We start from the raw sequence: 26,455 nt of genomic DNA, 5'->3' as shown, positions 1-26,455 counted from the left end.
ACCAAAAAACGGTCATCTAAAATCTTCAAAATAGAAAAAATCAATAGGCAAACGAGCTGCAAAAATGGACTGATTTGAGCAAAATAAATGTCTTTTCAGGCTGAAACATTGACTTAACGGTCTTGGAAACATGTATTAGAGGTGCTATTTGCATGCTTCAGCAGCCTTAAAGCATGCAAATTGCAGGCTTATCTCAATGCTTTAATCGCAAAAAATTGGTGAAAAAAGAAAGAAAAAGAGCGGACTTAAACGTAACAAGCTCAATAACAATAGGTTATGAAACTTTCTCATATTTCGCGTATTTGCGACCAACTTTGCCTTTGGATGTTTTCACGCGAGTTTTGAGAGGCACTTTGTAAAGATAATTCAGCATTTATAATCAGTCCATACAGCATGTCTCCAAGTGTACATAAGCAATGTTGTTGGGGCTGTTTTCCGCGAAGAGTACGCATCAACTTACCATCGCAAAATGAGGGAAATGCCATTTGTAACGCAACCACCACCGAAACATAATGGCACCAAATTGTATTTTTAAGGCGAGTTAGTTACACGCTTTATTTCTGTTCAAAATGATAGAAACATGCCAAATCCTGCATGAAATTGATGCATTGCAATCTTGTCTATAAAGGTATGCGTGTGACTTAATTCCACTGGCTCGCCCTGTTGCTGCAATGAGTGCTTGGTATGGAAAGTGTACTTGGGCGAAGAATAATCGTAACCGATATACCCCTTAAAAGACAAACCGGGTCGATAAGCCCAAGTTAGAGATGCCTCAGTGGAATAAACCATCGCACGAGTTGACTCCTGTGACATCAATTCGGAGACACGAGCTTGCTGACCGTCGCCCCAACTATCAAGCGTTTTCAACAATCGAGCTTTGATTTCGGGAGAGGCAAACGCCAATTTGTTGTTGTCTGGAATGGAGTTGATTTGCGCTCTTAAATCATCTACATCCACTTGTGCAACAGCATAAACGTGTTGATCGGTTACCAGTCTACGTCCAACAAGGAGCTTACTTCCAACTCGCAAACGATTAAAAATAGGATAAGAGAAATACACTCCCCCACTAAAATCAAACAATCCCATGGGATAAGCTTCTGTTCCTATCAGCTTCATATAAGAGGCAATTAACTGCTTATCTACCCCTTCGATGGACAGATAGTTGTCTGAATTGAAATCTACAGTTGCTTTGACAGGAATAGTGGTTGCACGCAGCTGCCCTCCCACCCCAATATAATTATTTAAGAAGTACGCTCCTTCCACACAGACACTGGCACTTGTCCCTAAATGCAAGCGTATATCGAAGGCTTGATTATCAACTTGATAGTTTTTAGAAGTAGAAGACTGAACGGCAACGTGCGAAACAGCAAGCTGTTCGGTACCCATGCCAGCATCCACAGTGATACCCAAAAAAGACGGATTTTGCTGTTCGTTGGAAGAGAAAGCTTTTAGCACACTGCGCTTCTTACCTTTTCCTTTCATCAGCAAGTCCGTCACAAAGTAACCCAAATCCGTGGCTATAATACCCACGCCAGCACCTACCAACACATCTGTCACCCAGTGACGATTGTTTAATATGCGCCCAACAGCGGTTGCGGTAGCCATAGAATATCCAGCAACACTATACCATGGACTCTGCGTTTGTCCGTATTCTTTGTGCAAAATGGTTGCCGCCATAAAAGCTGTTGCAGTATGTCCTGACGGAAAAGAATTCTTTGCGGTTTCGTCAGGACGTCTTTCACGTACAGTATATTTTAGAGAATTGGTAATTCCTGCTACAATTAACGCCGAGATAGCATTACTCGCAGCTAAACGTTTCCAGGAACTTTGTCCTTCAACGCCTGCTGCATGAAGTCCCCAAGTGGCAACGAGCGGAGCATATTGTGTGTAATTATCCCATGATTCATGGTAATCTTTTTGGAACAAATTCCGCATCTCTCTAAAATCATGTTGCCGTGATTTGATGAGAAGTCCTGCGGCAACGAATCCTAATCCTTGATAGGTGATATCAATCTTGTAATCTTTTTTTGCAGTAACGCTATCGTTTACGTGCGGACGTGGAAGCACCATACTGGCGGTGGAGTCAGGCTTTTGGGCATAAAGTGCTTGTGTCCAAAGACCGAACATACAAAGCATCAGAATGAAAATAACCCCCCGAAGAAGAGAAGATGAATAAAAAAATGAGTTTATTAGTAGATACTTTTTCCACATCATACAATTGTTTCAATATAAAGTGCAAAGGTACAGTATCTTTCTGTTTTACACAAAGTTTTTTTATTCAGCATTGATGAAATTCGTTTAAGTTATTGACAGATATCAAATTATTTTTCTATCTTTGTGCAAGGAATTAGGGATATAAGCCAGCAATACCAGGCATTGTTTGGTTCATTATCCATTTCTTTTTAATGACTATTAATTCATTGTTATGAGGTTACAGCTCATTCTCTTTTCTATCTTCATGCTATGCTGCTCTTGCTCTCGCCACAAAACAGAACAAGAGACGGCAACCATTGACACCATTCCCATGATGGTGATGCAAATACAGAAATGCTCAAAACTATATACCGCAGAATATAAGGTTCATAAAATCATCACCCACGATGACAAGATGAAGCTAAATGGCTCTTTTATGAAAAAAGATTTTAGCATTAATCTGCCATTGGGAAGTCGAAAGATAGCCATTCCGATGGATGCAACACTGAAGGCTTATATCGATTTTGCTGACTTTAATGAGGATAATGTGAAAAGACAAGGTGACAAAATTGAGATTATCCTACCAGACCCTCATGTCACTCTCACCTCTACACGAATCAATCACGACGAAATAAAGCAATATGTTGCCCTTACTCGGAGCCGATTCAGCGATGAAGAGTTATCGTCCTACGAACGGCAAGGACGAGAGGCGATTATCAAAGACATTCCTTCCATGGGCATGATGGATATGGCACGTGAGAGTGCAGCAAGGACACTTATCCCAATGATAGAACAGATGGGGTTTGAAGAGTCAAACATTACCGTCTCTTTTCGTAAGCATTATACACTTAATGACATCAAGTCTTTACTTGACAAAACGACCATAGAACATGGAAACAATGCCAAATAAGCAGTTCAATCGTAACAACAGATTTTCGTTGATGACGCGACTCAAGATTGCAATCGCAATAGTCGTGGTGGTGTGTTTGGGCATTTTTGTCTGGAAACTCTTCTCCAGCAAGAATGGATTCTCACTCTCTCCCAACAACGATATCAACATTACCCCTACTCAAATACAGAGCATTAGAGACATTGGGCAATGGGAGTTTTTGGCTATCAACAATGAGGAAATCATCGATACGGTGAGACATGGCTTCTTTGGAGATGCCGAATTGGTACGCATTTATTACGGAACATTGCGTTTGGGAATTGATTTGCAAGACACAGATAAGGACTTCATCCGTGTTCAGGGCGACTCTATTCTCGTTCAACTCCCTCCTATAAAGCTGTTGGACCATCAGTTTATTGACGAAGCTCGCACCACTTCGTTCTTCGAAAAAGGTGACTGGACCGCAAAAGACCGCGATGATATGTATCAAAGAGCGTATGAAGCGATGTTAGAAAGATGTCTTGTAGAACAGAATATCAAAAGTGCTGAACGCAATGCCAATCAACAATTCTTCCGTTTGATGAAAGCCATGGGGCATGAGAATGTTATTATTAGGAATACGCCCTACATGCAAAAGCCCAAGAAGTAACACCTAAAAACTCATCATAAATCCAAATCTCACACCGTTTTTGTTGACACCTGGGTGATCGTTGTAATTAAATCTGTGAACAAAATCAATGGAGAAGACTTTAAGAACGTTATGAACACCTGCCACTAACTCCATATACGGCACCTTTTTATCCATGATGTATGAACCTTCAGGGAAGACAAAAAGGTTGTCCTGACTTTGGTTTTTACTCAATGAGGGGTTATTCTTGTCGGTCACTGTACCAAACATTCCTTTGAAAGCAATGTATTCGCGCCATTTCAACCGCTTAATCAAAGGTATCCGATTTAAGATTTTACCGTTCAAGTCCCATGAGATTGACCAGAAAGCATATCGATCATTGAGAAATTCCATGTTACGCATCAACGAGAAAGTCTCCTTATGTTCGAAGAAAGAAAGGTTGACTGGTGGCATAATTAGCAGAGGAAAAGGAACTTGATCCCACTGTGCACCCACATTGATGATGCCATCTACATAGCCCCAGCTGCCCAACCATTGTCGCTTGTACATGCCTAACTCCGTAAAATTTAAGCGATATTGTCCACCTAAGAAGTTTCTTAATCCCACCGTATGTGATAAGGTAAACTCGGGACTGTCTAAGTTAATGGGGACTCTCTTCTGCTTTGTATTGATAAAAGTCTGCCCAGGACAGTATCTAACTCCGAATTTCAATTCTGTTGTTCGTATCTGGTTCATTTCTTCACTGTCTGTGAGACGAATGAAATGTAAATCTCCTGCCACCTCATTACTTTCGGCTTTGAGCGAACTGTTGACGCTAAAACCCCAATCAGTTTCATACACAAACGAGAGTTTCTGTCGGTTATAAAAGTACATCTGTTGCACCTTTTGCGTCTTGAAAGCCATAAAAGCATTGTCTTTGTTGTGAATTAAAAACTTATCAGCAGGCGACATTACATCATAAGCTGTTTCAAAAATAAGGTTTCGTTGTGGAAACTCGAAAGGCGAATTCTTCTTCTTATTCAGCGAATAGGTGAGTTCTGTACCATAATATGCTTTCTTAGATTTTGTTCCATAAGCTGCATAACCATTCCAAAAGAGGTGAGGATTTAGTGCTGCCATAGTACGCCCACTTAATCGAAAACGAAGACCGTCCACGAAGTTAGATGATATCAACGTATTCACAGGACCCAAGTCGAACTTACTTGGACGCTGACTACTACTGGTTTCCACATAGTTTTCTACCAAAGCCTTAACGCCTATTATCAACCATTTGAAGTTCTTAGATTGCTCCATGCGATGCACAAACGCATCCATAGACGATTCTCCCTTGGTCAATTCCACTGCTCGGTAACGATTCCAGAAGTTGTCATCTCTGACCATTGCATCGGCTTCGTGCCGCACTTTCAACCGTCCTTTGAACAATTTGTTAGGCAATTCATCAAATGCATAATCGTGTAAGCGCGTATTTCTCACTACTAAAGCCTTGGAAAGGAAACTCGTTAAGGATAATTCTGCCCACATATCGTCCTTCGTCAGCACCCATTCACCGTTGTCAAGTCGTGTAAATTCCTGATCTACATGTAAATTTTCGACAAAGTTTACATCGCTCTTTTTAGGCATAGTCAGCTTACATTTTTTTACATGTAATGACGAATCTGCCAAGACATACAACTCTCCTCTAAAGCCAAAGTCTTGCTGATTGTTTGGAATGAATTGCAGATGATAGCACAAGTCTCTATCCACATACACCGTATCTTCTATATAATAACGATAAAAGGATATGGCTGTACGACCTATCGGACTGACAAAGGGATATTGGAGCAATCGGATGTAATCGTCATAGATATCTACACTCTGGAAAACATCTTTCAGAATGACATTCAAAGCATCGCCTGTTTGTAAGAGTTTGTTCACTCCTTGACTCTGTTGTCCTTTAATAATCTCTTTCTCTGATTTAGGTTCTTTTCTGTAAATGTGCTGGGTCACCGTTTCATCTACAGACACAGGAAGCACTAACTTGTTGTTGTAAGGACTGGTTTCTATCTGATCCAACACCCATTGTGACTTGCCAAATCTGCCCGACTCAATATCTTCAGGCTTGACATCATTCAACGATAAGGTGAGTTTTTGATATCTATTGTACTGGTAGTAAGGGTAATTGTCGAGGTGACTCTGCTTCTTTGCTTCAATCACTCGCTTCATCAATTCTACTGCTGGATTATTCTTCCGAGAGTATCTCCCTCGCTTGCTCTTCACCACTACCTCATTTAAGCTTTTCGAATCTTCTTTTAATACGATTTTAAGATACGTTGGAGTGTGCGCATCTACCTTGATTGTCTGCGATTTGAAGCCCACAGAACTAAACGTGAGTACCCACCCTTCGTGTCTGGGGATGCTAAATTTACCTTCTATATCACTGGCTGTAGCCACATGATTGCCCTTATACATGGCACTGGCAAACGGAATAGCATAGCCATCCGTATCCACAATTTCACCTGTAATCTGAGCGTTGACGGTCAAGACCATCGCCATCGTCAATACCATGTATGTAATTAACCTTCTCACCTTCATCAATATCTTTCCTCATCTGATAGCACAGACGTATCGTTGACTACATACAAAGGTAAACATATTCTTGCAATTTTAATGAAAACTCTTTGAATATTAATATTTTTTCTGTTATCTTTGCACCCTAATATGAATCGTCCGCCATTATTAGCCGTAGTCTTTGGCACTGGATTCGGAAGTGGGTTTTGGCCTTGGGGACCAGGAACTGCAGGTGCATTATTAGCCTCATTGATGTGGCTAAGCATGATTCATTTCTTCTCTCCCATTGCTCTTTTTATCCTAACTTTGGCATTGATTGTCCTTGGCACTATCATTGGCACATGGGCAACAAATCAACTGGAACCTTTTTGGGGACCAGATCCCAAGCGTGTTGTTATTGACGAAATGGTGGGAGTGTGGATTCCATTACTCATCTCACCCACCAACAACTTATGGTTTGCATTGAGTGCGTTCGGTTTATTCCGCTTTTTTGATATTTTGAAACCATTGGGAATCCGACAATTGGACCAGCGACAGGGCGGTTTTTGGGTAATGGCAGACGACATCTTAGCTGGTATTTATAGTCTAATCGTATTAGCAATTATACAATGGGCTATCTAAAGAATGCAATGGTAACGTTCGGAAAGGCACAAGTGTCGGCATGGATTGCTTCCATCGTCGACTTTTCCATCACCGTTGGTCTATCTCAACTGTTCAAATTGTGGTATGGCTACTGCACGCTTACAGGTGCACTGATGGGCGGTATCATCAACTGTCTCATCAACTATAAGTGGGTATTTCATCCAGACGATGTTAAGAAAAAGAGTATTGCCACACGCTATATGATAGTATGGGCAGGAAGCATTGGACTCAATACCTTTGGAACATTGACCTTAACCGAGCTCACTGGCATCAATTTTGTCGTTATCAAAGCCATTGTTGCTATCGCTGTTGCTATCTTATGGAATTACCAATTACAGAAACTATTTGTATTCCGGTCGTCCAACTATATCCTCTTAAAAAAGAAAATTAGAAGAAAACGTCACCATAGTGACCTTTCTGATGCACCAACTTCCGAATAGTTAGTGTCATCAGCTCTTAAATAAAACAAAAATGAAGTACAGAGATTATTTACAAGAACGCATCTATAAAATCATCAATCCCATCATTCACGGAATGATAAAGATAGGCATCACCCCCAACATGGTAACCACCATTGGATTCTTAGGGAATGTATTAGCCACCGCGATGTTTATCCTTGCCAGCGAACAAGCTAACCCCCAAACGGGTTATGCCATGATTGGATGGGGCGGAGCCATTCTTATTTTCTCAGGATTGTTTGATATGATGGACGGTCGATTGGCACGCTTAGGCAACATGTCCACTGCCTTTGGTGCTTTTTGGGATAGCACTTTGGATCGTTATAGCGAACTCTTTTCGCTCTTTGGTCTCACACTTTATCTTCTCAATACCGTAGGTACATGGGCTGGTGTCATCTCTTTCTTGGCATTGGTTGGCTCTATCATGGTGAGTTATGTACGTGCCAGAGCCGAAGGACTTGACATTGAGTGCAAAGTGGGACTGATGCAACGCCCCGAACGAGTGGTCGTTACCTCTGTCGTTGCCATACTTACGGGTATTTTTAACAGCAATGGGTGGCTCATAGGGGGCATGATTCTCATTGCCGTATTAGCCAACATCACCGCTTTTTGGCGTGTAGCGCATTGCTACAAACAGCTCAAAAATCAATAAATGTTCAGCATTTACATCGTTATCTTATACCTTGCGTTGTTCGCCTATAAGCCGACACGCAAAATAGCCTTAGTATTAACGCCTTGGGCTATCTTTGGTTGTTCGTACGATTGCATGCGACTTCTCCCCAACTATGAGGTAAATCCCATTGATATTCGCGGACTATACGAAACCGAGAAACAGTGGTTTGGCATCGTAACAGCTGCTGGCACTGTGACACCCAACGAGTTTTTTGCACTTCATCATCACACTGTCGCCGACCTCTTGGCAGGCTTTTTCTATCTTTGTTGGGTGCCTGTGCCCATTGGATTCAGCATATATCTATATATAAAAGGTGATCGTAAAAACTATCTTCGCTTTTCTTCCGCCTTTCTTCTCATCAACTTTGTGGGCTTTGCAGGTTATTACATCCACCCTGCTGCCCCACCCTGGTACGTGATGCAATATGGTTTTGAACCCATACTGCATACCCCTGGCAATGTTGCTGGCTTAGGACGCTTCGACCAACTCACTGGCATCCCAGTATTCCAAGCCCTCTATGGCAAAAACTCCAACGTGTTTGCTGCCGTTCCCTCCTTACACGCAGCCTACATGTTAGTCACCACTATTTATGCCATTATCAGCAAGCAGCGCAAGACAACCATTGGTATTTTTTCCATTATTTGCGTGGGCATTTGGTTCACCGCTATTTATAGTGGGCATCATTATGTCATAGATGTGCTGTTGGGCATTCTCACCTGCTTTGTTGGAATAGGGATATTAGAATTTGTTTTGCTAAAGATTCCAACCGTACAGCAGTTCATGAAGCAATATGTGCAGCTTATTTCGCCAAAATAACGCATCTACCCCAAATCTTTTGTAAAGTATCATGGCTATTCTATTGGTCATATTTCTTTCCAAAAATGTAGACAACACACACTTTTTTCATAAATTTGCAGTCTCATTTTAACGACACGATTCATAGATGGACAAACGACTCTTTTTCATACTCCTCATGTGTACAACGTTTGTAACTACATGGGCTACTACCCCCGAAGATAACGACAAGGCTCAACAATGGAGCATAAAAGCGGGGATTGGCACTTCAGCGGCAGAAACGGAAAGTTCTGAGAACCGCACTTTTTACAGCAGTCCTGACGCATCGAGCAATCTCTTCTATCTTCAAGGCGATTATTATCTCACGCCTAAACTTACGCTTTCGGGTGGAGTGTACTTTGAACAAACAGGACTGCTGGATAACTTTTCGCAAGATATCGGGTTGCTACGGGTCAACACAGCAGGTCTCACAGTCGGTTCAAAATATTATTTTCTACCTAAGAAGTGGGTGATTCAAGCATACGCAGGAGCCTTTGCACAAACCAACTTCCTTAACTTAAAACGCACAACAGGTAAAAAATATTACGTCTCTAACAATCAGTATCGGGGAGCAGGACTTGATGTTAATTACGACATCCAGCGTCCTGCATTAAGCATTGTGCCACAAGTGGGCTTAGACCTACGTATCTTTAGTTCGGTTTCTCTATGTGTAGATATTAACTATCAGTTTGGTTTGTGGGGACATCAGCGTACCGACTTCCGCTTTAATAGTGGACCTTTACAAGGCGTAACCAGCTCACAAACAACAAGTAACATGAAACCGGGAATATCCATTGGTGTAAAAGTAGACTTCCCAATGCGCAAATTCACCTCAGGCGAGCTTGACAATCTGCTTGAGATGCTTTTCAGTATCTTGTCTGGACCAAGAGCTCAAGATAGATATCAATCGCCTTACTTACGTTAAATGGTCACATCAAAAAGTGCTATTTGCCAACGCTTGAAACTTTGAATTATTTTTACAAGCGTTCAAAATACGAGCGTTTTAGTCACCAACTGTACATTTGCTCGCAAATACGCAAGTTTTGCAAACATCTGTTTGTCAACACATTAAGCTGTTTTCACCCTTTCGCAACTTCATTAGAAGCATGCTTTAAGTGCGTTAAGTCATTGGATTAAGGCGACTAAAGCATGCGAATAACACCACAAGTTGCATGTAATAGCGGCATTAACTCAATGGGATAACAAAAACGAAGACCGAAAAACACATTTTTAACTGCATTTTCTCGGTCTTCATTTTCTATTTTGCAACTTTCAAAAAATCAATTATTTTTACATATCACCTATTTTTCTTCCATATTTCATACAGCACATTATTCTTGCTATGCCCTATTGTCCTTCCATGAATTTCTTGGCAGCTCGCAACTGATGACGCATATTAGTTAACAATTGCTCGCTCTCTTGTAACAAGTTGAGATATACCAAAGATAGCTGGAATGTTTCGTTTCCTTCTGCCATTTGTATGCGGTCGATGTGTTGCTTACGAATGCTACTAAGCTCGGTTTCAAACTGTTCTGCCTCATCCAGTACCTGTCGATAATTTTCGAAACGCCCTGTTGCGATGGTTTTCTCTGTTTGTGATATCAAATCTATTACCTTTCTGTAAATCGGTTGATATTCTTCCACCAACTCAGGTGTAATAGGTGTGAAGTTATTATCAACGTGCTCCTTAATCGGATCGAGCATACGACGCAGCACATAAATATACTGTTGCGAGGCATTGATGCCGACATGGAACCAAGTGTTGCGCTCTATGGCTATGTCCATCGGTGCTTTACGAAGTGCCAGTAACTCTTGCCGACGATACTTCAACAAGATGGTTTTCTCGTTGTGCAAATCACGTGCGGCATGTCGCAACAAGCTGGGCTTGTCTGTCACAAAGCCTTCAATGATCATTTTGTATTGTTCAATGGCAAAATTTGCCATATAACTTTGGGTTCTGCTCACATGCTTGCTAAGCAAATCCCACAAAATAACGGGGTCTTGCGTTCGCATCATCAAGCGGAAACTATTATCTTTGTCGGTATCACCCACCGATTTTCCTGTGTTACTTCTAAACAATCGATAAACCACCAAGCCCATAAAGGCTGCCTGAATGACAATGCCACCATAGTACATCAGCAAACCAACTAAGGCAGAGGCAACAAATGCAACGCCTGCAGTGATGAACCAACCACCAATGACCGATATCACACCCGTGACACGGAACACAGCACTCTCCCTACTCCATGCACGATCGGCAAGACTGGAACCCATGGCAACCATGAAAGTGACGTAGGTTGTTGACAAAGGGAGCTTATAATTCGTACCAATGGTAATGAGCAGAGACGCCAACACTAAGTTCACTGCCGCACGAACCACATCGAATGCTGCCCCATGGTCGAGCGTCACAGAACGCTGATTGAAGCGATTATCCAGCCAACCTTGCACACGAGCAGGAATGATATTACTCACATAGCTGTTGCTATTCTGCGTAAAACGCACAATACTACGGGCTGCCGCACTCGAGCCGAACATCTCATCGCCTTCGTCTTGACGCGACAAATCCACAGAAGTTTTGATAACACGGTGGGCTTTCTTAGAGGTTGCCATCGCCACAATCATCACCAAACCAGCCAAAAGCAAATAAAAAGGAGGCGTCTTGGCACTCTCTAATAAACTGGTCATCAAGAAAGAAGTGGGAGCAGCACCGCTACTTTGTGCCATATAAGTTTGGTACGAATCGAGTCCGGCGAGTGGAACACCAATAAAGTTGACCAAGTCGTTTCCTGCAAAAGCCATTGCCAGGGCAAACGTTCCCATCAACACCACAAACTTAAAGATATTCACGCCAACCAAATGCATGAGCTGCATCACGATGGCAGAACCTATAAAGGTGTAAATGAGCAATGTACCAATATGCCCGTTAATCCAAGATTGAGCATCTTCGGGTATGTAGGGAGAGTTTCCAACTCCTTTCATAAAAATGAAATAAGCAAGGGCTGTAAAAGCAATTCCTCCAAAGATAGCAATAGTGTAACGTGAGTGTTTCTTGTAATTAAAGGTGAACACCACACGTGTGATGTACTGAACAACAACACCAAACACAAAGGCAATGGCAACACTCACAAAGATGGCGATGATTACTTGCAAGGCTTTTTCGGTGTTCAGTAATTCGCTAAATGCCAAAGTGTCATCTCCTATCATCTTAATGGTTGCCACCATAAAGGTTGCGCCCAATAACTCGAAGACCAAAGAAACCGTGGTGGAAGTGGGCATTCCTAAGGTATTGAAGATGTCCAGCACAATAACATCGGTTACCATCACTGCTAAAAAGATAACCATCACTTCACGAAAACTGTATTGGGCAGGATTCATAATGCCGTGACGAGCCACATCCATCATACCCGAGGACATCACCGCACCCAAGATAACACCACAGGAAGCGACGATGAGAATGGTGCGGAATGTGGCAACCTTAGCACCAACAGCCGACTGCAAGAAGTTGACAGCGTCGTTGGACACACCTACAAACAAGTCAAATACTGCCAAACAAAGCAGAAAAATGACGATGCACAAATAAATTGTTAACATTGATATCGTTTAAAAATGAATAATCTTTGTTCAGTTTGCCATTGGACATTCTGATTTCTGGTGCAAAACTAATAGAGCGATGTTACAAGACTTTTAAACACATATTACAATTGTGTGACGAACGAAAATATTTAAAATATTGCCTATTCTATGGGATGATTTCAATTTTATATTGTATCTTTGTACACAAAATATTGAGACAAGACATAGAGATGAGTCATGCCAATTACACTCATACGCTGAGACGCACGGTAGAACAATTATCAACATTCACTTCACTCAACAGCCTGCGCAACAGTCAACGCAACAGATACCCCCTCCCTTCAAGTAAGGCACTTGAAGTATTATTGGGTAGCATGTGGTCTTGCAAGTACAAAGAGAAATGGTCTGCAATACATGAAAAACGCTCAACGAATGTCATTGCAGGCTTTTTTGACATTCCCTTTCAAAAGAGAACACTACAACAAAGAATTAAATCACATTTTTCAATATAACCATTAATTATCAATTCAATCAAATGGAATTTGAACTCATCGCCAAAACTTTTATGGGATTAGAGCCTGTTTTGGCACAAGAGCTAACCCAACTGGGTGCAAACAATGTACAGATAGGACGCAGAATGGTGTCGTTTTCGGGCAATCAAGAAATGATGTACCGTGCCAATTTCCAACTCCATACAGCTATTCGGATTCTCAAACCCATTAAACATTTCAAAGCACGGAGTGCAGAGGATGTATATGAAGAGGTGAAACATGTAGACTGGAGCCAATACATTGAACAAGGAAAGACTTTCTCGGTAGACTCTGTTGTCTATTCTGAAGAGTTTAGAAACTCAAGATTTGTCACCTATAAAGTGAAAGATGCCATCGTAGACCAATTCCGTGAAAATACAGGAACACGTCCAAACATCTCGGTGAGCAATCCAGATATTCGCCTACATATACACATTGCCGAGGACGACGCAACGCTTTCTTTGGACTCGAGTGGCGAGTCATTGCATCGAAGAGGTTATCGCCAAGAGTCTGTAGAAGCTCCTTTGAACGAGGTGTTGGCTGCCGGAATGATTATGATGACTGGTTGGAAAGGCGAAACAGATTTCATTGACCCCATGTGTGGCAGTGGTACACTACTGATAGAAGCTGCCATGATTGCTCGAAACATGAGTCCTGGCATCTTCAGAAAAGAGTTTGCATTTGAGAAATGGCCTGACTTTAACCAAGAACTTTTCGACCATATCTATAACGATGATTCGCAAGAAAGGGAGTTCGAGCATCACATCTATGGCTATGATATTGATATGAAAGCCGTGAACACTGCGCGATTGAACGCAAAAGCAGCAGGCTTTACAAAAGATATTACAATAGAACAGGCTGACTTTAAGAACTTTACACAGCCCTCACAACCAAGCATCATCATCACAAACCCACCGTATGGAGAGCGTATCTCCACACCCAATTTGCTCGGAACGTACAAGATGATTGGCGAACGACTGAAACATGAATTCATGGGAAACGATGCCTGGATATTGAGTTATCGTGAAGAATGCTTTGAACAGATAGGACTCAAGCCGTCTATCAAAATTCCAGTGTTCAACGGGAGCTTAGAGTGTGAGTTTAGGAAATATGCTATTTTCGGTGGAAGAATGAAGGATTTCCGTGCCGAAGGAGGCATTGTAAAGACTGCGGAAGAGAAGAAGGCGATGGCTGAGAAGCATCGATTTAAGAAGAATCGCGAGTTCAAAAAACGCTTAGAAGAAAACGAAGAGAACGAAATTGCGGACATCCGTTCGTTCAAATTTCATTCTTTGGAACGAGTACAGGAAAGAGATGAGCGCAAAAAAGGCGGAAACCGCCGCAACGATCGCTCGTATGATAACGACGATATGCCTGCTTACAAAGGCAAGAAACGCTTTGACAAAGACGGACGTGGACGGTCATTTGGTAAACGAGGTGGTAAAGAGCATGGAAGAAAGAATTATCAAATAGACGATTATGAATAAAACTTGGTTCAGTTTTCTTACCCTCATTGCCCTATTCGTAGGTGGACAAAAGGTTATGGGACAAAAGCTATTCACACTCGAAGAGTTAAACTTTGGAGGGAAAAACTATCGAAAGTTCGTCCCAGAAAATCGCTACACCACATGGTGGGGCGATGAACTGATTCGCACAGACGCTAACCAATGCAGTGTTATCGACAAGAAATCGGGCAAGGAAACGGCTCTCTTTACCTTAGAAGACATAAAAAAACATGCCACAACCAATGACTCAAAGGAGATAAAAGATTTATACAACGTCTCTTTCCCTTATCCTAACAAGTTGTTGGTATTACTACAATATGGCACTACGAGATGTTTATACAACTGGAAAACGCACAAAACAGTATGGCAAGGGAGTACCGCTAACGAGGAAATTTCTGAATGGAATCCTGCCTCAAAGGCTACCTCTTATATCCAATCTGAAAGTCATCAGCTCTTTATCCGCACCGCTGATGGCAACGACACCCAGTTGACAACCGATGGAAGTCGTGAGATCGTGTATGGTCAAAGCGTACATCGTGACGAATTTGGCATACACAAAGGTATGTTTTGGGCACCCAATGGACAGAAATTGGCATTCTATCGCATGGATCAGAGCATGGTGGCTGACTACCCGCAAGTGAATATTTTTGGTAGAATAGCGAAATGCGAGCCCGACAAATACCCTATGGCAGGCGAGACAAGTCACAAGGTAACGGTGTTAGTGTATGATTTAATCACGAAAAAGACGGTTACTTTGCAGGCTGGTGACCCCACCGATCGATATTTTACCAACATTTCGTGGAGTCCAGACAGCAAGACCATCTATATGTTTGAGCTGAATAGAGACCAAAATGACTGTCGGTTGGTGAGCTACGATGCGCAAACAGGCAAGAAAATCGCAGAACTTTACCGAGAGACGCACGATAAATATGTAGAGCCACAGCACCCCATTGCATTCTTGCCTTGGGACAACAACCTCTTCATCATGCAAAGCCAACGTGACGGCTACAACCATTTGTACCTCTACCAAGCAAATGGCAAGTTGGTAAAACAACTTACCAAAGGAAAATGGGTGGTGTTAGACGTGATAGGATTCAATGCAAAAGACAAGTCGATTGTCTATACTTCTACCGAAAAGCATGCGCTGCAAACCAACACATTCACCGTAAATGTCAAGACAGGAAAGCGCAGATTGTTGGACAACGGGCGTGGCTATCACAGTCCGTCATTATCCCCTTCTGGAACATTCATCGTAGATAAGTACAGCGAACCCACCGTTCCACGCAACATAGAGATTATCAATACTGCCAACGGAAAGCGCACCCAGTACTTTGAAGCGGCTGATCCGTGGAAAGGATATCAAGTACCAAGCTTTACATGTGGCACAATCAAAGCTGCTGACGGCACGACCGACTTGTATTATCGCATGGTGAAACCAGCCAACTTAGATGAAAACAAGAAATATCCTTTGGTGCTTTACGTGTACGGAGGACCCCATGCACACAACGTAGATGCACGTTGGCATTACGCTTCTCGCAGTTGGGAAACCTACATGGCACAGAAGGGATACATCCTCCTCATACTCGATAACAGAGGAAGTGAACGACGAGGAAGGGATTTTGAACAAGCAACATTCCGCCAATTGGGTCAGATAGAGATGCAAGACCAAATGAAGGGCATCGAATATGTGAAGACTTTGCCATACGTAGATGCCAACAGAATAGGAGTGCATGGTTGGAGTTTCGGCGGTTTTATGACCATTTCTTTGATGACGAACTATCCCGAAACCTTCAAAGTGGGTGTCGCTGGCGGTCCTGTTATTGATTGGAAATGGTACGAAGTGATGTATGGAGAGCGCTATATGGACACTCCACAAGCCAATCCAGAGGGCTACAGCAAGACTTCCTTGATACCACAAGCCAAGAATCTTAAAGGCAAATTACAAATTATTCAAGGTACTAACGACAAAACGGTGGTGCCACAACACTGCTTGTCGTTCATCGCTGAGTGTATCAAGCAAGGCACTCAACCCGATTTCTGCGTCTATCCAGGTGAACCACACAATATGAGAGGACACCAAAGTGTTCACCTCCACGAGCGAATTACACAGTACTTTGAAGATTATCTGAAATAAAAAAGGAAACATACACATGAAGATATTATTATTAGGTAGTGGCGGAAGAGAACACGCCTTGGCTTGGAAAATAGCACAAAGCAAGCGAGTAACCCAACTGTTCATCGCTCCCGGCAATGCTGGAACAAGTGAAGTAGGCACCAATGTCGACATTCAGGTGAATGATTTCGATGCTATCAAAGATTTTATATGCACCCAACAGATTGACATGGTGGTTGTAGGACCCGAAGATCCACTTGTGAATGGCATCTACGATACATTGAAAAATGACCCTCGAACCAAAGACACCGTGGTCATAGGTCCATCGAAAGAAGGTGCAAAACTGGAAGGTAGCAAGGATTTTGCTAAAGCTTTCATGCAACGCCACCATATTCCAACCGCCCGATATCACACCTTTACTGGCGAGACTTTAGATGATGGACTTCGTTTCTTGGAGACTTTAGAGGCTCCCTATGTGCTGAAAGCCGACGGACTGTGTGCTGGTAAGGGCGTCTTAATACTCCCTACACTGGCAGAAGCACAGCGAGAATTGAAGGAAATGTTAGGGGGGATGTTTGGAAAAGCATCGGCACGAGTTGTCATAGAGGAATATCTAAGTGGAATAGAATGTTCTGTTTTCGTCCTAACCGATGGCAAACATTATCAAATTTTACCAGAAGCAAAGGATTACAAGCGCATCGGTGAAGGCGACACTGGACTGAATACAGGCGGCATGGGCAGCGTCTCACCTGTCCCATTCGCAGATAAAGACTGGATGAAGAAGGTGGAGGAACGAATCATTCAGCCAACGATAAATGGACTATCCGAAGAAGGTATCGACTACAAAGGCTTTATCTTCTTTGGCTTAATCAATGTGAAAGGCGACCCCATGGTGATAGAATACAACTGTAGAATGGGCGATCCCGAGACAGAAACGGTAATGCTGAGACTTGAAAGCGACCTTGTTGATTTGTTTGAGGGCATTGCAGAAGGCAATTTAGACAAGCGTGTTGTCACCTTTGACAAACGAGCTGCAATTTGTATCATGCTCGTTAGTGGAGGCTATCCACAAAAATATGTCAAAGGATATCCTATCTCTGGGCTTGATGAAACAGGAGACAGCATCGTTTTTCATAGTGGAACAAAACGAGAAAACAATCAAATTGTAACTGCAGGTGGGCGAGTTTTGGCAGTTACCTCTTATGGTAAAAATAAAGAAGACGCACTAAAAAAGAGTTTTGAAATAGCCCAAAAGATTCAATTTCAAGATAAATATTTTAGAAAAGATATTGGGCAAGATATATAAGAAGGCAAGCTTTGGCACACAAACAGAGACAAGGAAGGTGTCAAACAAAAGCGTTTTTTCGCTGAAAGATAGGTATGCAAGTGAACAATCATGCGGTGTGAAAGTCGCACAACCCATCAACTTGCAGATATGAAAATAAGGTAGATTGGTTTTATTCATGGCAAACAGATTACAACACAAGATAGCTTGTAGCCGTTATGCATTCCCACTTACGATTGTTTACGCATGTGGGATTTGGCTATTTGGTGGACTCTTTCAACATCAGCTGTGGGTTCCATTTATCCTCATGCTCGTTACCACCGTTGTAATGGCAGAGCTTAACAACCAACATGCGCTGATACGAACATATAGTAGAATGCTATCTTGTTCGTTCCTAATCATGAGTGCGAGTACCTTACCACTATTTTTTGATATAGAAAGTGGTATTATCCAACTCTGTATGGCATTGACTTACCTCTATTTATTCAAAGCTTATCAAAACAAAATGGCGATTGGCAGCATATTCAATGCATTCTTTTTCATTGGATTAGCCAGCGTTTGGTTCGTCCAAGCTATATTCCTTTTGCCTCTTTGGTGGCTTGCATTGCGGTTTTACGTCGTTGGGATGAGTTGGCGAACATTCTTTGCTTCCCTCATTGGCGTCATCACTCCCTACTGGTTTTTGAGTGGGTATTATATCTATCAAGATAGTTTTGAAATTCTTATTGACCATTTCAAACAACTTTGTACGTTTGGGACACTTGCCCATCTGAACGAACTTACCCATATAGAATTGATAACCTTCGGGTTCATAAGTATTCTTGGCATCATAGGATTTCTTTACTTCATCACCAATAGCTCAAAAGAAAAAATACGGATTCGCCTGCTGTTTGCTTCCTTTGCATTGATGATGATAAGCACAATAGCTTTCATTATTTTGCAACCTGTGCATTATCCATACCTGCTTCCCATGCTCATTGTGAGTGTTGCTCCATTCATTGGGCATTATTTAACCTTTTCAGGTTCACGACTATCCGCTATCACCAGTTTGGTTATCGTCACCCTTACCCTCATTATCACAGCGTATCAAATATGGATGCATTCATAGATTTACTTGTACAGTATGGCTGTTGGGGCATGTTTCTCGCCTCCTTCTTAGCTGGTTCGGTATTGCCTTTCAGTAGCGAAGCCGTCATGATGGGGTTAATGGCAGCAGGAGTTAGCACGCTTCCTCTCATCATCTATGGCACAATAGGTAATGTCCTTGGCTCCCTTCTCAATTATTACATTGGTACGTTGGGACGCTTCGACTGGATAGAGAAGTATCTACATGTGAAACCTGAAAAGCTTGAAAAAGCACAAAGGTTGATAAGTAGGTATGGCGTTTGGATGGGATTCTTTGCCTTCCTTCCTATCTTAGGCAGTGCCATCGCTATTGTTTTAGGCTTGGTAAGATCCAATATTTGGCTCACCACCTTAGCTTTCACGGTAGGAAAGGTAATGAGATATTTGCTCATTATCTATAGTATGAATTTAGTTTTATAAACATCAATCATCGAATAACAAATGAATAAAATTATATGGATAGGCATTTTACTACTGACGCTCGTTGGCTGTGAACATGCACCTCAACATAAGGCACGGCAAATCACTGTGACCATTGAACCTTTACGCTACTTCACAGAACAGATAGCTGGCGAGCATTTTGAGGTCAACACAATGGTTCCGAAGGGTGGAAACCCCGAAACGTACGAACCAACTCCGCAACAAATGATTCAATTGGCTAAAAGTGACTTATATATTAAGGTGGGGAATATTGGATTTGAACGCATTTGGATGACCAAACTGAAACAAAATGCTCCACATACCCTCATCATAGACTCTTCTTATGGCATTGAACCCGTAAGGACAGGGCAAAATGTCAACGATCCACATACGTGGATGAGTACCAAAAACGCCATTCAAATTGCTCGAAATATTTATCAAGCTTTGGCGAAGATTGATAATAAAAACAGTAGTTATTATCAAGAGAATTTAGATAAACTCCTTCAAAAGATTGATACCACCGATCAACAAATACGCCAGTTATTAGCTAAGAAAACCTCCCGAGCATTCCTTATTTACCACCCTGCCCTCACCTATTTCGCACACGACTATCAGTTACAACAAATTCCAATAGAAATAAATGGCAGAGAACCAAGCGCATCACAGCTAAAAGAGACTCTTCAGACAGCAAAGGCACTCCATGTAAAGACCTTTTTTATACAAAAGGAATTTGCCTCTCGCCAAACACTACTCATCAGTAAATCAATGGGAGTAGACACGACAACCATCAACCCTTTGAGTGCGCATTGGCAAGAACAAATGTTACTCATTGCCTCAAAAATCAAATAGTGTAATGCAACCCATTATTCAATTAAATAACGTATTTGCAGCTTATGACAAGAAAGTCGTTCTCAAAAATATCAACTTAACCATTGATGAACACGACTTCTTAGGCATCATTGGTCCTAACGGAGGGGGTAAAACAACGCTGATACGATTGATTCTCGGACTTAAAAAGCCGATGAAAGGGCAACTTTTGTTTTATAAAGAAGGGAAGCCTGTTAAACATTTGACAATGGGCTATCTGCCACAATACAATGCCATCGACCCTGATTTCCCTATCTCTGTAGAAGAAGTAGTGCTATCTGGCTTAAGCAATCAAAAGAAATTGTTTCATCCCTTTACTGCCAAACATCACCTCATGGTGAGCGAAACCTTAGAAATGATGCAGCTTTCCGAGCTTCGCAACCGTGCGATTGGAACCTTGAGCGGTGGACAGTTACAGCGTGTTCTCTTAGCACGAGCCATTGTCTCTCATCCCACAGTCTTAGTTTTGGACGAACCTAACACCTACATTGATCGGCATTTCCAAACGCAAATGTATGAGATGCTACATCAGATTCATCGCCATTGCGCCATTCTCTTGGTGAGCCATGACATTGGAGCCGTGCTACAAAATGCTCAAAATATAGCTTATGTCAATCGAAAGCTCGATTATCATGTGGCTTCCGACCTCTCAACAGAGGATTTGCAGGGCTGTTTTCATCAACATTCGCTATTAGATGAGAGCTGGCACAAATCACTCTAAGCAAGGATTGCTGCACCAACTTGAAGCCATAGCAAAAAGCATTCACCGCCTTACTGCATTGCCACAGCAGACAGCACCAACGACTTGAAGTGAGCGCCCCCTTTGTGCCACACACTTAAAGCCTATCCTTCATCTGCAGCAGCATTATCTGTGAAGATTTCAACAGCATGCTTTGCGTGATGTGCGACATAAGCTGCAGGACCATTATTGCCCACACCTTTGATAGCCAAGACTACCGATTTTTTCTTTTCGCCTGTAACAAAAAATATCACGTGCTTGGCATTCATAATGGTTTTTCCCGTGAGCGCAATTCGTTTTTGTCCTGATTCAGGATGAACACCTACCGCATAAATTTCCGAAGTAGTCAGCAAGTGTTCTTGTCCAGGGAAGATAGAAGAGGTGTGACCATCATCTCCTGCACCCAATAACACAATGTCAAAGACGGGCAGTCCGTCTTCGAGAGGCGTCTTCTTACTAACCAGTTCCGAATATCTCTTACACTCTTCTTCTGGCTCATTCTCGCCATCAATTCTATAGATGTGCGATTCTGGAACAGGCACCTTACTGAGTAAGTGCTGATATGCCATACCATAATTGCTCTCAGCATCATCAGGCGCCACACAACGCTCATCGACCCAGTAGAATCTTAGCTTCTTCCAAGGCGTAAGATGCGTGTACTCTTTTGCCCAAAGATCAAACATGAGCGCAGGTGTACTACCGCCACTGAGGGCTATATGATATTCATTCTGATCTTCTGCCTTGATTAAATTGAGTATGCGTTCTACGTGTGCACGAGCCGCTTCTTTTGGGTTTGGAAATACGTTTGTAATCATAATTCGCAATATAAATCTGTGTTCGTTAAATTTTTACATGGATTCGTCCATTCTGCAGCATGGTCACTCATCAACTTATCACTCTCTAAAGGTCCCCAAGTTCCTGCAGGATATCCATACAAAGGAGCCTCTAAAGTCTCATTCCAATATTTAGAACTATGCCCTCATTATACTGTATAGGCAACAATTGTTAAGTTTTCGCCAATCACCGCCAATCCAATCATACCTATGTCTGTCTTGTTTTGCATTTTCATCTTGTTAAATTTATGGTTACTTCATCAATAGCACGCTGCTAAAAATCCATGCCGCCCGAACCAAGTTGACACGGCATCCACTTTTTTAGCAAACAGTCAACAGACTGCCTATATGATACAAATATACAACTTTATCTGGAAAACAAAAACATTGTTTTCAATTATTTTTCTGAAAAGGGGTGAACGGATAGCTTGAAGACGTATTGAAAAACACTTGCAACCTGTACAAAAAGTGCTTTTCTGCCATGATGGACAACAAAGTGAATCCATCTGCGAAGAACAACTGCATTTTTGATTTTCATCACTGCATCACCAACAAGCAAGAACCTATCGCCTATTAAAACAGTAAACTATATGAATTAAGAGCGTAAGAATGCGTGAATCACGGCTCATCTTATGTGAAATATATTGACAAAACAAGGAGCTATTTTGATTTTTCCTTTACATTTGAAAAACACGAAATAGAGAAAAATAAGGGTAAGAAAAGGCTTTATACCCCTCGAAAATACCACTTCACGAGACAAAAGCATTGAGTTAAGCACGCTGAAACAATGCTTCAATGTGCTTAAAGCATGGAGACAAGCTAACAAAAGTAATGGGTTAGCGGCATTAAAACAATGCTCCAAGGCAGTTAAGGGGTACGTGTAAAAACGTACATACTTGATTATAAACACTTTACATTTTTCGCATATTTCAGAAAAAGTGGTGGATGAATAGAAATATGCCAAGCATTTCGCATCAAAATCGCAAAGTCGCGAATAAAAAAATTATACAAAATAGATTTTCTCATACTTTTCGTTATATTCAATACTTTTTAGCAATCGTAAAAACGATAATTCAATAGAATTTGTTTACCTTTGCAAAATACTATTTTTAATGTCTTGTGGTACGCTTAACGGTGAGGCTTTTCACCGGAATCGTCCACCCAAAATAGTGAAATTAGAAATGAGCAATTAATTATTCATTTATCTATCAATGAAAAAATATAGATTAGTAGACAATGTGGTAGGTTGGATAGCTTTCATGATAGCTGCTATTACCTATTGTCTTACAGTAGAGCCGACAGCCAGTTTTTGGGACTGTCCTGAGTTCATCTCAACAGGGTACAAATTAGAAGTAGGACACCCTCCAGGGGCACCATTCTTCATGCTCACCGCCAATCTTTTCTCGCAGTTTGTGAGCGACCCATCGAAAGTGGCGCTCATGGTCAACATCATGAGTGCGCTGTTGGGTGCTGCTGGAGTGCTTTTCTTGTTTTGGACAATTACACACCTGACACGCAAACTTATCTTGAAAGATTGGAGCGAACTCACTTTGGGCAAACTTATCACCATAGAAGCCTCTGGAATGGTGGGCGCACTGATTTATTGTTTCTGTGACACGGCGTGGTTCTCGGCTGTCGAAGGTGAGGTATATGCCTACTCATCGGCATTTACAGCGGTTGTGTTCTGGCTCATTTTGAAATGGGAAGACCATGCTGACGAACCTCACAGCGACCGTTGGCTGCTGCTCATCACCTATATGACGGGACTTTCAATTGGTGTCCATCTGCTCAACTTATTGTGCATTCCAGCCATTGTGTTGGTATTTGTGTACCGCAAGTTCCCAAATATCGAAGCAAAAGGCTCCATAGTGGCACTGATTATCTCGTTTGCAGTCGTAGCGGCAGTGTTGTATGGTGTCGTTCCTGGTATCATTACCGTGGGCGGATGGTTCGAGTTGTTTTTTGTGAACACATTAGGTATGCCATTTAACACAGGTGTTATCGTCTACATCTTGCTACTCGTTTCCACCGTTGTCTGGGCGATTTATGAGACTTATGTAGACCAGCATACCAAGCGAATGAACATTGCTTTCTTGCTTTCCGTAGCCTTATTGGGTATTCCTTTCTATGGATATGGCTGGAAAGCCGTAGGCATTGGTGTCGTAGTGTTGGCTATTTTATGGTATGCCCTCAACTATACGCAACACGTAGAGAAGAAGAAAATCCCACTCATCAGTGCCCGCATCAAGAATACTATCTTGTTAGGACTACTGATGTTAATGATAGGATATTCAAGTTATGCCCTCATTGTCATCCGTTCTGCTGCCAATCCACCGATGGATCAGAACTCACCAGAAGACATCTTTACATTGGGCAAATACTTAAGTAGAGACCAGTATGGCGACCGTCCGCTGTTCTACGGACAGGCATATACTTCTCAGGTAAAGCTTGATGTGCAGGGAAATCAGTGCATACCCAGCATGAACGAGGGAGCACCCGTATATGCACGCAAGGAAAAAGCGAGCAAAGACGAAAAAGACTCATACTTTGTAGTGACCCATGATTCGAAATACAATTATGCGCAAAACATGCTTTTCCCACGTATGTACAGTAGTTTGGATGCACAAGGGTACGAAAGTTGGTTAGGAGGTGTAGAGGGTACACAGGTTCCTTACGACAGATGTGGCGAGAGCATCATGGTGAAAGTACCATCACAGATGGAAAATCTCCGCTTCTTCCTAAGCTATCAATGCAACTTTATGTATTGGCGATACTTCATGTGGAACTTCTCTGGACGCCAAAATGGAATGCAAGGCAACGGTGAGTTGGAACATGGCAACTGGATATCTGGCATTCCTTTTATTGACAACCCACGACTTGGCGACCAAAGTAAATTGCCCGACGAGCTAAAGAACGACAAGGGACACAACGTGTACTACATGCTGCCCCTGCTATTGGGTGTCATTGGCTTGTTTTGGCAAGCATGGCGTGGCAAGCGAGGCATTCGCCAGTTCTGGGTAGTGTTCTTCCTTTTCTTCATGACAGGACTCGCTATCGTTATCTACCTCAACCAAACGCCTATGCAACCTCGTGAGCGTGATTATGCTTATGCTGGTTCGTTCTACGCATTTGCCATTTGGTGCGGCATTGGTGTTGCTGCTATTGTCGACTTGCTGAAGAAGTATTTGAAGCTCAACGAGACACTGATTGCAAGCGTAGCCGCTGTGGCATGTCTCCTTGTACCGATACAAATGGCAAGCCAAAACTGGGATGATCACGACCGAAGTAATCGTTATACTTGTCGTGATTTCGGTCAAAACTATCTCATGACGCTACAAGATAAAGGCAATCCTATTATCTTTACCAATGGCGATAACGACACATTCCCACTGTGGTACAACCAAGATGTGGAGGGTGTGCGCACCGATGCAAGAGTTTGTAACCTTTCATATTTACAGACCGATTGGTATATTGACCAGATGAAGCGACCTGCTTACGACTCTCCTGCGGTGCCTATCACTTGGCCAAGACTTGACTATTGCTCTGGAACGAATGAGGCAGTAGCGATTCAACCGTCTTTGAAAAACGAATTGAAAGAGTATTATCGTCAATATCCTGAAGAGGCGAAAAAGCAATTTGGTGAAGAACCATTCGAATTGAAGAACATCATCAAGTACTGGATGCGCTCGAAAGATGCGGACAGACAAGTGATTCCTACCGACACTGTTTATGTAACGATAGACAAAGAAGCCGTGAAGAAGAGCGGAATGATGATGGCTTCAGACACCATTCCCGATAAGATGGTGATCTCACTGGCAGGTAAGCGTGCCTTGTACAAGCAAGACATGATGATGCTGGAGATGATTGCCGAGTGCGGATGGACACGACCTATCTACGTCGCCACAACCGTTGCCGCCAGATATTACATGAACCTGGGAGACAACTTCGTGAGCGAAGGACTGGCAAATCGCATCACACCTTTCACCACCAACAAGCCTGGCGTGAAGAACTTTGATACAGAAAAGACGTACAACAACTTGATGAATAGGTATAAGTTTGGTGGTTTAGAGAAGCCTGGACTATACATAGACGAGACAACCATGGGTATGTGTATGACTCATCGTCGTTTATTTGCTCAATTAGTAACCGAGTTGTTGAAAGAAGGAAAGACAGAGCAAGCCAAAAAGGCATTGGCTAAAGCAGAGAAAGTACTTCCAGAATACAACGTACCACACAGTTGGAAGAGTGGTTCTATTGAACTTGCTCGAGCTTATGCACTGTTAGGACAAACAGCGAAGGCAAAGGATATCTGTCAAAAGGTATGGAAAAACAACAAGCAATACGCACAATGGTACCTCAGCCTCGATGACTTTAGATTCATGGCATCACAAAATCAGTGCCTGCTTTACTTCCAGTTGATGATGGAAGTGAACAAGGTAACCACACTGTTCGATAAAAATTTGGCTAAAAAACAGTTGGATGAATTGAACAGATTCTACACCATCTATGCTCAAAAAGGTGGTAAACCCGTTGAATAAAGATAACACACTACTGTCCACGAAATTCCTTTAACATTTCAAAAAGTAACAAATTGATAGTTA

At 42.2% G+C, this 26,455-nt stretch carries 19 protein-coding genes and 1 pseudogene; 15 read left to right on the top strand and 5 right to left on the bottom strand.

Annotation, left to right across the window (positions count from 1 at the left end; all coding sequences use genetic code 11):
• Positions 1 to 564 precede the first annotated feature (564 nt).
• Positions 565 to 2,127, bottom strand: a complete 1,563-nt coding sequence (locus tag HMPREF9304_RS05930) for a phosphatase PAP2 family protein (RefSeq protein ID WP_052045940.1) — start codon at positions 2,125 to 2,127, stop codon at positions 565 to 567.
• A gap of 298 nt (positions 2,128 to 2,425) precedes the next feature.
• Here HMPREF9304_RS05930 and HMPREF9304_RS05925 point away from each other — a divergent pair, with 298 nt between their 5' ends.
• Entirely contained in the window at positions 2,426 to 3,103 is a 678-nt protein-coding gene (locus tag HMPREF9304_RS05925; protein WP_036927374.1) for a DUF4230 domain-containing protein, read from the top strand.
• Positions 3,084 to 3,731, top strand: coding sequence for a DUF4230 domain-containing protein (locus HMPREF9304_RS05920; protein WP_231564477.1), 648 nt, complete (start codon positions 3,084 to 3,086; stop codon positions 3,729 to 3,731). Before HMPREF9304_RS05925 ends, HMPREF9304_RS05920 begins: the two co-directional genes overlap by 20 nt.
• 3 nt (positions 3,732 to 3,734) lie before the next feature.
• Here the strand turns inward: HMPREF9304_RS05920 and HMPREF9304_RS05915 are convergent, their stop codons facing one another.
• Positions 3,735 to 6,281 carry a DUF5686 family protein gene (locus HMPREF9304_RS05915; RefSeq protein ID WP_197061647.1) on the bottom strand — a complete coding sequence of 849 codons (2,547 nt, stop codon included), beginning with the start codon at positions 6,279 to 6,281 and terminating at the stop codon, positions 3,735 to 3,737.
• 126 nt (positions 6,282 to 6,407) lie between these two features.
• Here HMPREF9304_RS05915 and HMPREF9304_RS05910 point away from each other — a divergent pair, with 126 nt between their 5' ends.
• The 5 genes from HMPREF9304_RS05910 (at position 6,408) to HMPREF9304_RS05890 (ending at position 9,789) form a co-directional block, all read left to right on the top strand.
• The gene (locus HMPREF9304_RS05910; RefSeq protein WP_036927373.1) at positions 6,408 to 6,878 is read left to right on the top strand and encodes a phosphatidylglycerophosphatase A family protein; all 471 of its coding nucleotides are present in this window, start codon (positions 6,408 to 6,410) and stop codon (positions 6,876 to 6,878) included.
• Positions 6,866 to 7,339 (top strand): GtrA family protein, encoded by a 474-nt coding sequence (locus HMPREF9304_RS05905; protein WP_036927371.1) that lies wholly within the window; start codon positions 6,866 to 6,868, stop codon positions 7,337 to 7,339. The genes HMPREF9304_RS05910 and HMPREF9304_RS05905 overlap by 13 nt, the downstream gene beginning before the upstream one ends.
• 31 nt (positions 7,340 to 7,370) lie before the next feature.
• The gene (locus tag HMPREF9304_RS05900; RefSeq protein ID WP_036927370.1) at positions 7,371 to 8,009 is read left to right on the top strand and encodes a CDP-alcohol phosphatidyltransferase family protein; all 639 of its coding nucleotides are present in this window, start codon (positions 7,371 to 7,373) and stop codon (positions 8,007 to 8,009) included.
• The gene (locus HMPREF9304_RS05895; RefSeq protein WP_036927368.1) at positions 8,010 to 8,846 is read left to right on the top strand and encodes a phosphatase PAP2 family protein; all 837 of its coding nucleotides are present in this window, start codon (positions 8,010 to 8,012) and stop codon (positions 8,844 to 8,846) included. It begins immediately after the preceding gene.
• A gap of 127 nt (positions 8,847 to 8,973) precedes the next feature.
• The gene (locus tag HMPREF9304_RS05890) at positions 8,974 to 9,789 is read left to right on the top strand and encodes a hypothetical protein (RefSeq protein WP_052045938.1); all 816 of its coding nucleotides are present in this window, start codon (positions 8,974 to 8,976) and stop codon (positions 9,787 to 9,789) included.
• 422 nt (positions 9,790 to 10,211) lie between these two features.
• Here the strand turns inward: HMPREF9304_RS05890 and HMPREF9304_RS05885 are convergent, their stop codons facing one another.
• A complete protein-coding gene (locus HMPREF9304_RS05885; protein ID WP_036927367.1) occupies positions 10,212 to 12,455 on the bottom strand; it encodes an inorganic phosphate transporter in 2,244 nt (747 codons plus the stop codon).
• 517 nt (positions 12,456 to 12,972) lie between these two features.
• On the opposite strand from HMPREF9304_RS05885, the gene HMPREF9304_RS05875 reads away from it, so the two are divergent.
• From HMPREF9304_RS05875 to HMPREF9304_RS05845, 7 genes are all read left to right on the top strand, one after another.
• The gene (locus HMPREF9304_RS05875; protein WP_036927364.1) at positions 12,973 to 14,454 is read left to right on the top strand and encodes a THUMP domain-containing class I SAM-dependent RNA methyltransferase; all 1,482 of its coding nucleotides are present in this window, start codon (positions 12,973 to 12,975) and stop codon (positions 14,452 to 14,454) included.
• On the top strand, positions 14,447 to 16,606 hold the full coding sequence (locus tag HMPREF9304_RS05870; RefSeq protein WP_036927361.1) for a S9 family peptidase: 2,160 nt from the start codon (positions 14,447 to 14,449) through the stop codon (positions 16,604 to 16,606). Before HMPREF9304_RS05875 ends, HMPREF9304_RS05870 begins: the two co-directional genes overlap by 8 nt.
• A 16-nt stretch (positions 16,607 to 16,622) precedes the next feature.
• Entirely contained in the window at positions 16,623 to 17,891 is a 1,269-nt protein-coding gene (gene purD, locus HMPREF9304_RS05865) for a phosphoribosylamine--glycine ligase (RefSeq protein ID WP_036927360.1), read from the top strand.
• A 157-nt stretch (positions 17,892 to 18,048) separates the two neighbouring features.
• Positions 18,049 to 18,978 carry a hypothetical protein gene (locus HMPREF9304_RS05860; RefSeq protein WP_036927358.1) on the top strand — a complete coding sequence of 310 codons (930 nt, stop codon included), beginning with the start codon at positions 18,049 to 18,051 and terminating at the stop codon, positions 18,976 to 18,978.
• Positions 18,963 to 19,415 carry a YqaA family protein gene (locus HMPREF9304_RS05855; protein ID WP_036927355.1) on the top strand — a complete coding sequence of 151 codons (453 nt, stop codon included), beginning with the start codon at positions 18,963 to 18,965 and terminating at the stop codon, positions 19,413 to 19,415. The genes HMPREF9304_RS05860 and HMPREF9304_RS05855 overlap by 16 nt, the downstream gene beginning before the upstream one ends.
• Before the next feature lie 21 nt (positions 19,416 to 19,436).
• Positions 19,437 to 20,264 (top strand): metal ABC transporter solute-binding protein, Zn/Mn family, encoded by an 828-nt coding sequence (locus HMPREF9304_RS05850; protein ID WP_036927354.1) that lies wholly within the window; start codon positions 19,437 to 19,439, stop codon positions 20,262 to 20,264.
• A 4-nt stretch (positions 20,265 to 20,268) separates the two neighbouring features.
• Entirely contained in the window at positions 20,269 to 21,003 is a 735-nt protein-coding gene (locus HMPREF9304_RS05845) for a metal ABC transporter ATP-binding protein (protein WP_036927352.1), read from the top strand.
• A gap of 122 nt (positions 21,004 to 21,125) precedes the next feature.
• Here the strand turns inward: HMPREF9304_RS05845 and pgl are convergent, their stop codons facing one another.
• Positions 21,126 to 21,836, bottom strand: coding sequence for a 6-phosphogluconolactonase (pgl, locus tag HMPREF9304_RS05840; protein WP_036927349.1), 711 nt, complete (start codon positions 21,834 to 21,836; stop codon positions 21,126 to 21,128).
• A pseudogene (locus HMPREF9304_RS14385) lies at positions 21,833 to 21,988 on the bottom strand (glucose-6-phosphate dehydrogenase); the annotation flags it as partial. The pseudogene HMPREF9304_RS14385 and the gene pgl, both read right to left, overlap by 4 nt.
• Before the next feature lie 1,077 nt (positions 21,989 to 23,065).
• On the opposite strand from HMPREF9304_RS14385, the gene HMPREF9304_RS05835 reads away from it, so the two are divergent.
• Positions 23,066 to 26,392, top strand: a complete 3,327-nt coding sequence (locus tag HMPREF9304_RS05835; protein ID WP_036927347.1) for a glycosyltransferase family 117 protein — start codon at positions 23,066 to 23,068, stop codon at positions 26,390 to 26,392.
• Positions 26,393 to 26,455: the final 63 nt, after the last annotated feature.

Source organism: Hoylesella timonensis S9-PR14 (assembly GCF_000762405.1).
GTDB lineage: Bacteria > Bacteroidota > Bacteroidia > Bacteroidales > Bacteroidaceae > Prevotella > Prevotella timonensis_A.
Note: the sequence above shows the minus strand (reverse complement) of the source record. Positions and strands in the feature narration are given on the sequence as shown.

Coding starts and splice junctions, on each gene's coding strand:
- HMPREF9304_RS05930 (WP_052045940.1), bottom strand. CDS start 2,127: ATGTTCGGTCTTTGGACACAAGCACTTTATGCCCAAAAGCCTGACTCC.
- HMPREF9304_RS05925 (WP_036927374.1), top strand. CDS start 2,426: ATGAGGTTACAGCTCATTCTCTTTTCTATCTTCATGCTATGCTGCTCT.
- HMPREF9304_RS05920 (WP_231564477.1), top strand. CDS start 3,084: ATGGAAACAATGCCAAATAAGCAGTTCAATCGTAACAACAGATTTTCG.
- HMPREF9304_RS05915 (WP_197061647.1), bottom strand. CDS start 6,281: ATGAAGGTGAGAAGGTTAATTACATACATGGTATTGACGATGGCGATG.
- HMPREF9304_RS05910 (WP_036927373.1), top strand. CDS start 6,408: ATGAATCGTCCGCCATTATTAGCCGTAGTCTTTGGCACTGGATTCGGA.
- HMPREF9304_RS05905 (WP_036927371.1), top strand. CDS start 6,866: ATGGGCTATCTAAAGAATGCAATGGTAACGTTCGGAAAGGCACAAGTG.
- HMPREF9304_RS05900 (WP_036927370.1), top strand. CDS start 7,371: ATGAAGTACAGAGATTATTTACAAGAACGCATCTATAAAATCATCAAT.
- HMPREF9304_RS05895 (WP_036927368.1), top strand. CDS start 8,010: ATGTTCAGCATTTACATCGTTATCTTATACCTTGCGTTGTTCGCCTAT.
- HMPREF9304_RS05890 (WP_052045938.1), top strand. CDS start 8,974: ATGGACAAACGACTCTTTTTCATACTCCTCATGTGTACAACGTTTGTA.
- HMPREF9304_RS05885 (WP_036927367.1), bottom strand. CDS start 12,455: ATGTTAACAATTTATTTGTGCATCGTCATTTTTCTGCTTTGTTTGGCA.
- HMPREF9304_RS05875 (WP_036927364.1), top strand. CDS start 12,973: ATGGAATTTGAACTCATCGCCAAAACTTTTATGGGATTAGAGCCTGTT.
- HMPREF9304_RS05870 (WP_036927361.1), top strand. CDS start 14,447: ATGAATAAAACTTGGTTCAGTTTTCTTACCCTCATTGCCCTATTCGTA.
- purD (WP_036927360.1), top strand. CDS start 16,623: ATGAAGATATTATTATTAGGTAGTGGCGGAAGAGAACACGCCTTGGCT.
- HMPREF9304_RS05860 (WP_036927358.1), top strand. CDS start 18,049: ATGGCAAACAGATTACAACACAAGATAGCTTGTAGCCGTTATGCATTC.
- HMPREF9304_RS05855 (WP_036927355.1), top strand. CDS start 18,963: ATGGATGCATTCATAGATTTACTTGTACAGTATGGCTGTTGGGGCATG.
- HMPREF9304_RS05850 (WP_036927354.1), top strand. CDS start 19,437: ATGAATAAAATTATATGGATAGGCATTTTACTACTGACGCTCGTTGGC.
- HMPREF9304_RS05845 (WP_036927352.1), top strand. CDS start 20,269: ATGCAACCCATTATTCAATTAAATAACGTATTTGCAGCTTATGACAAG.
- pgl (WP_036927349.1), bottom strand. CDS start 21,836: ATGATTACAAACGTATTTCCAAACCCAAAAGAAGCGGCTCGTGCACAC.
- HMPREF9304_RS05835 (WP_036927347.1), top strand. CDS start 23,066: ATGAAAAAATATAGATTAGTAGACAATGTGGTAGGTTGGATAGCTTTC.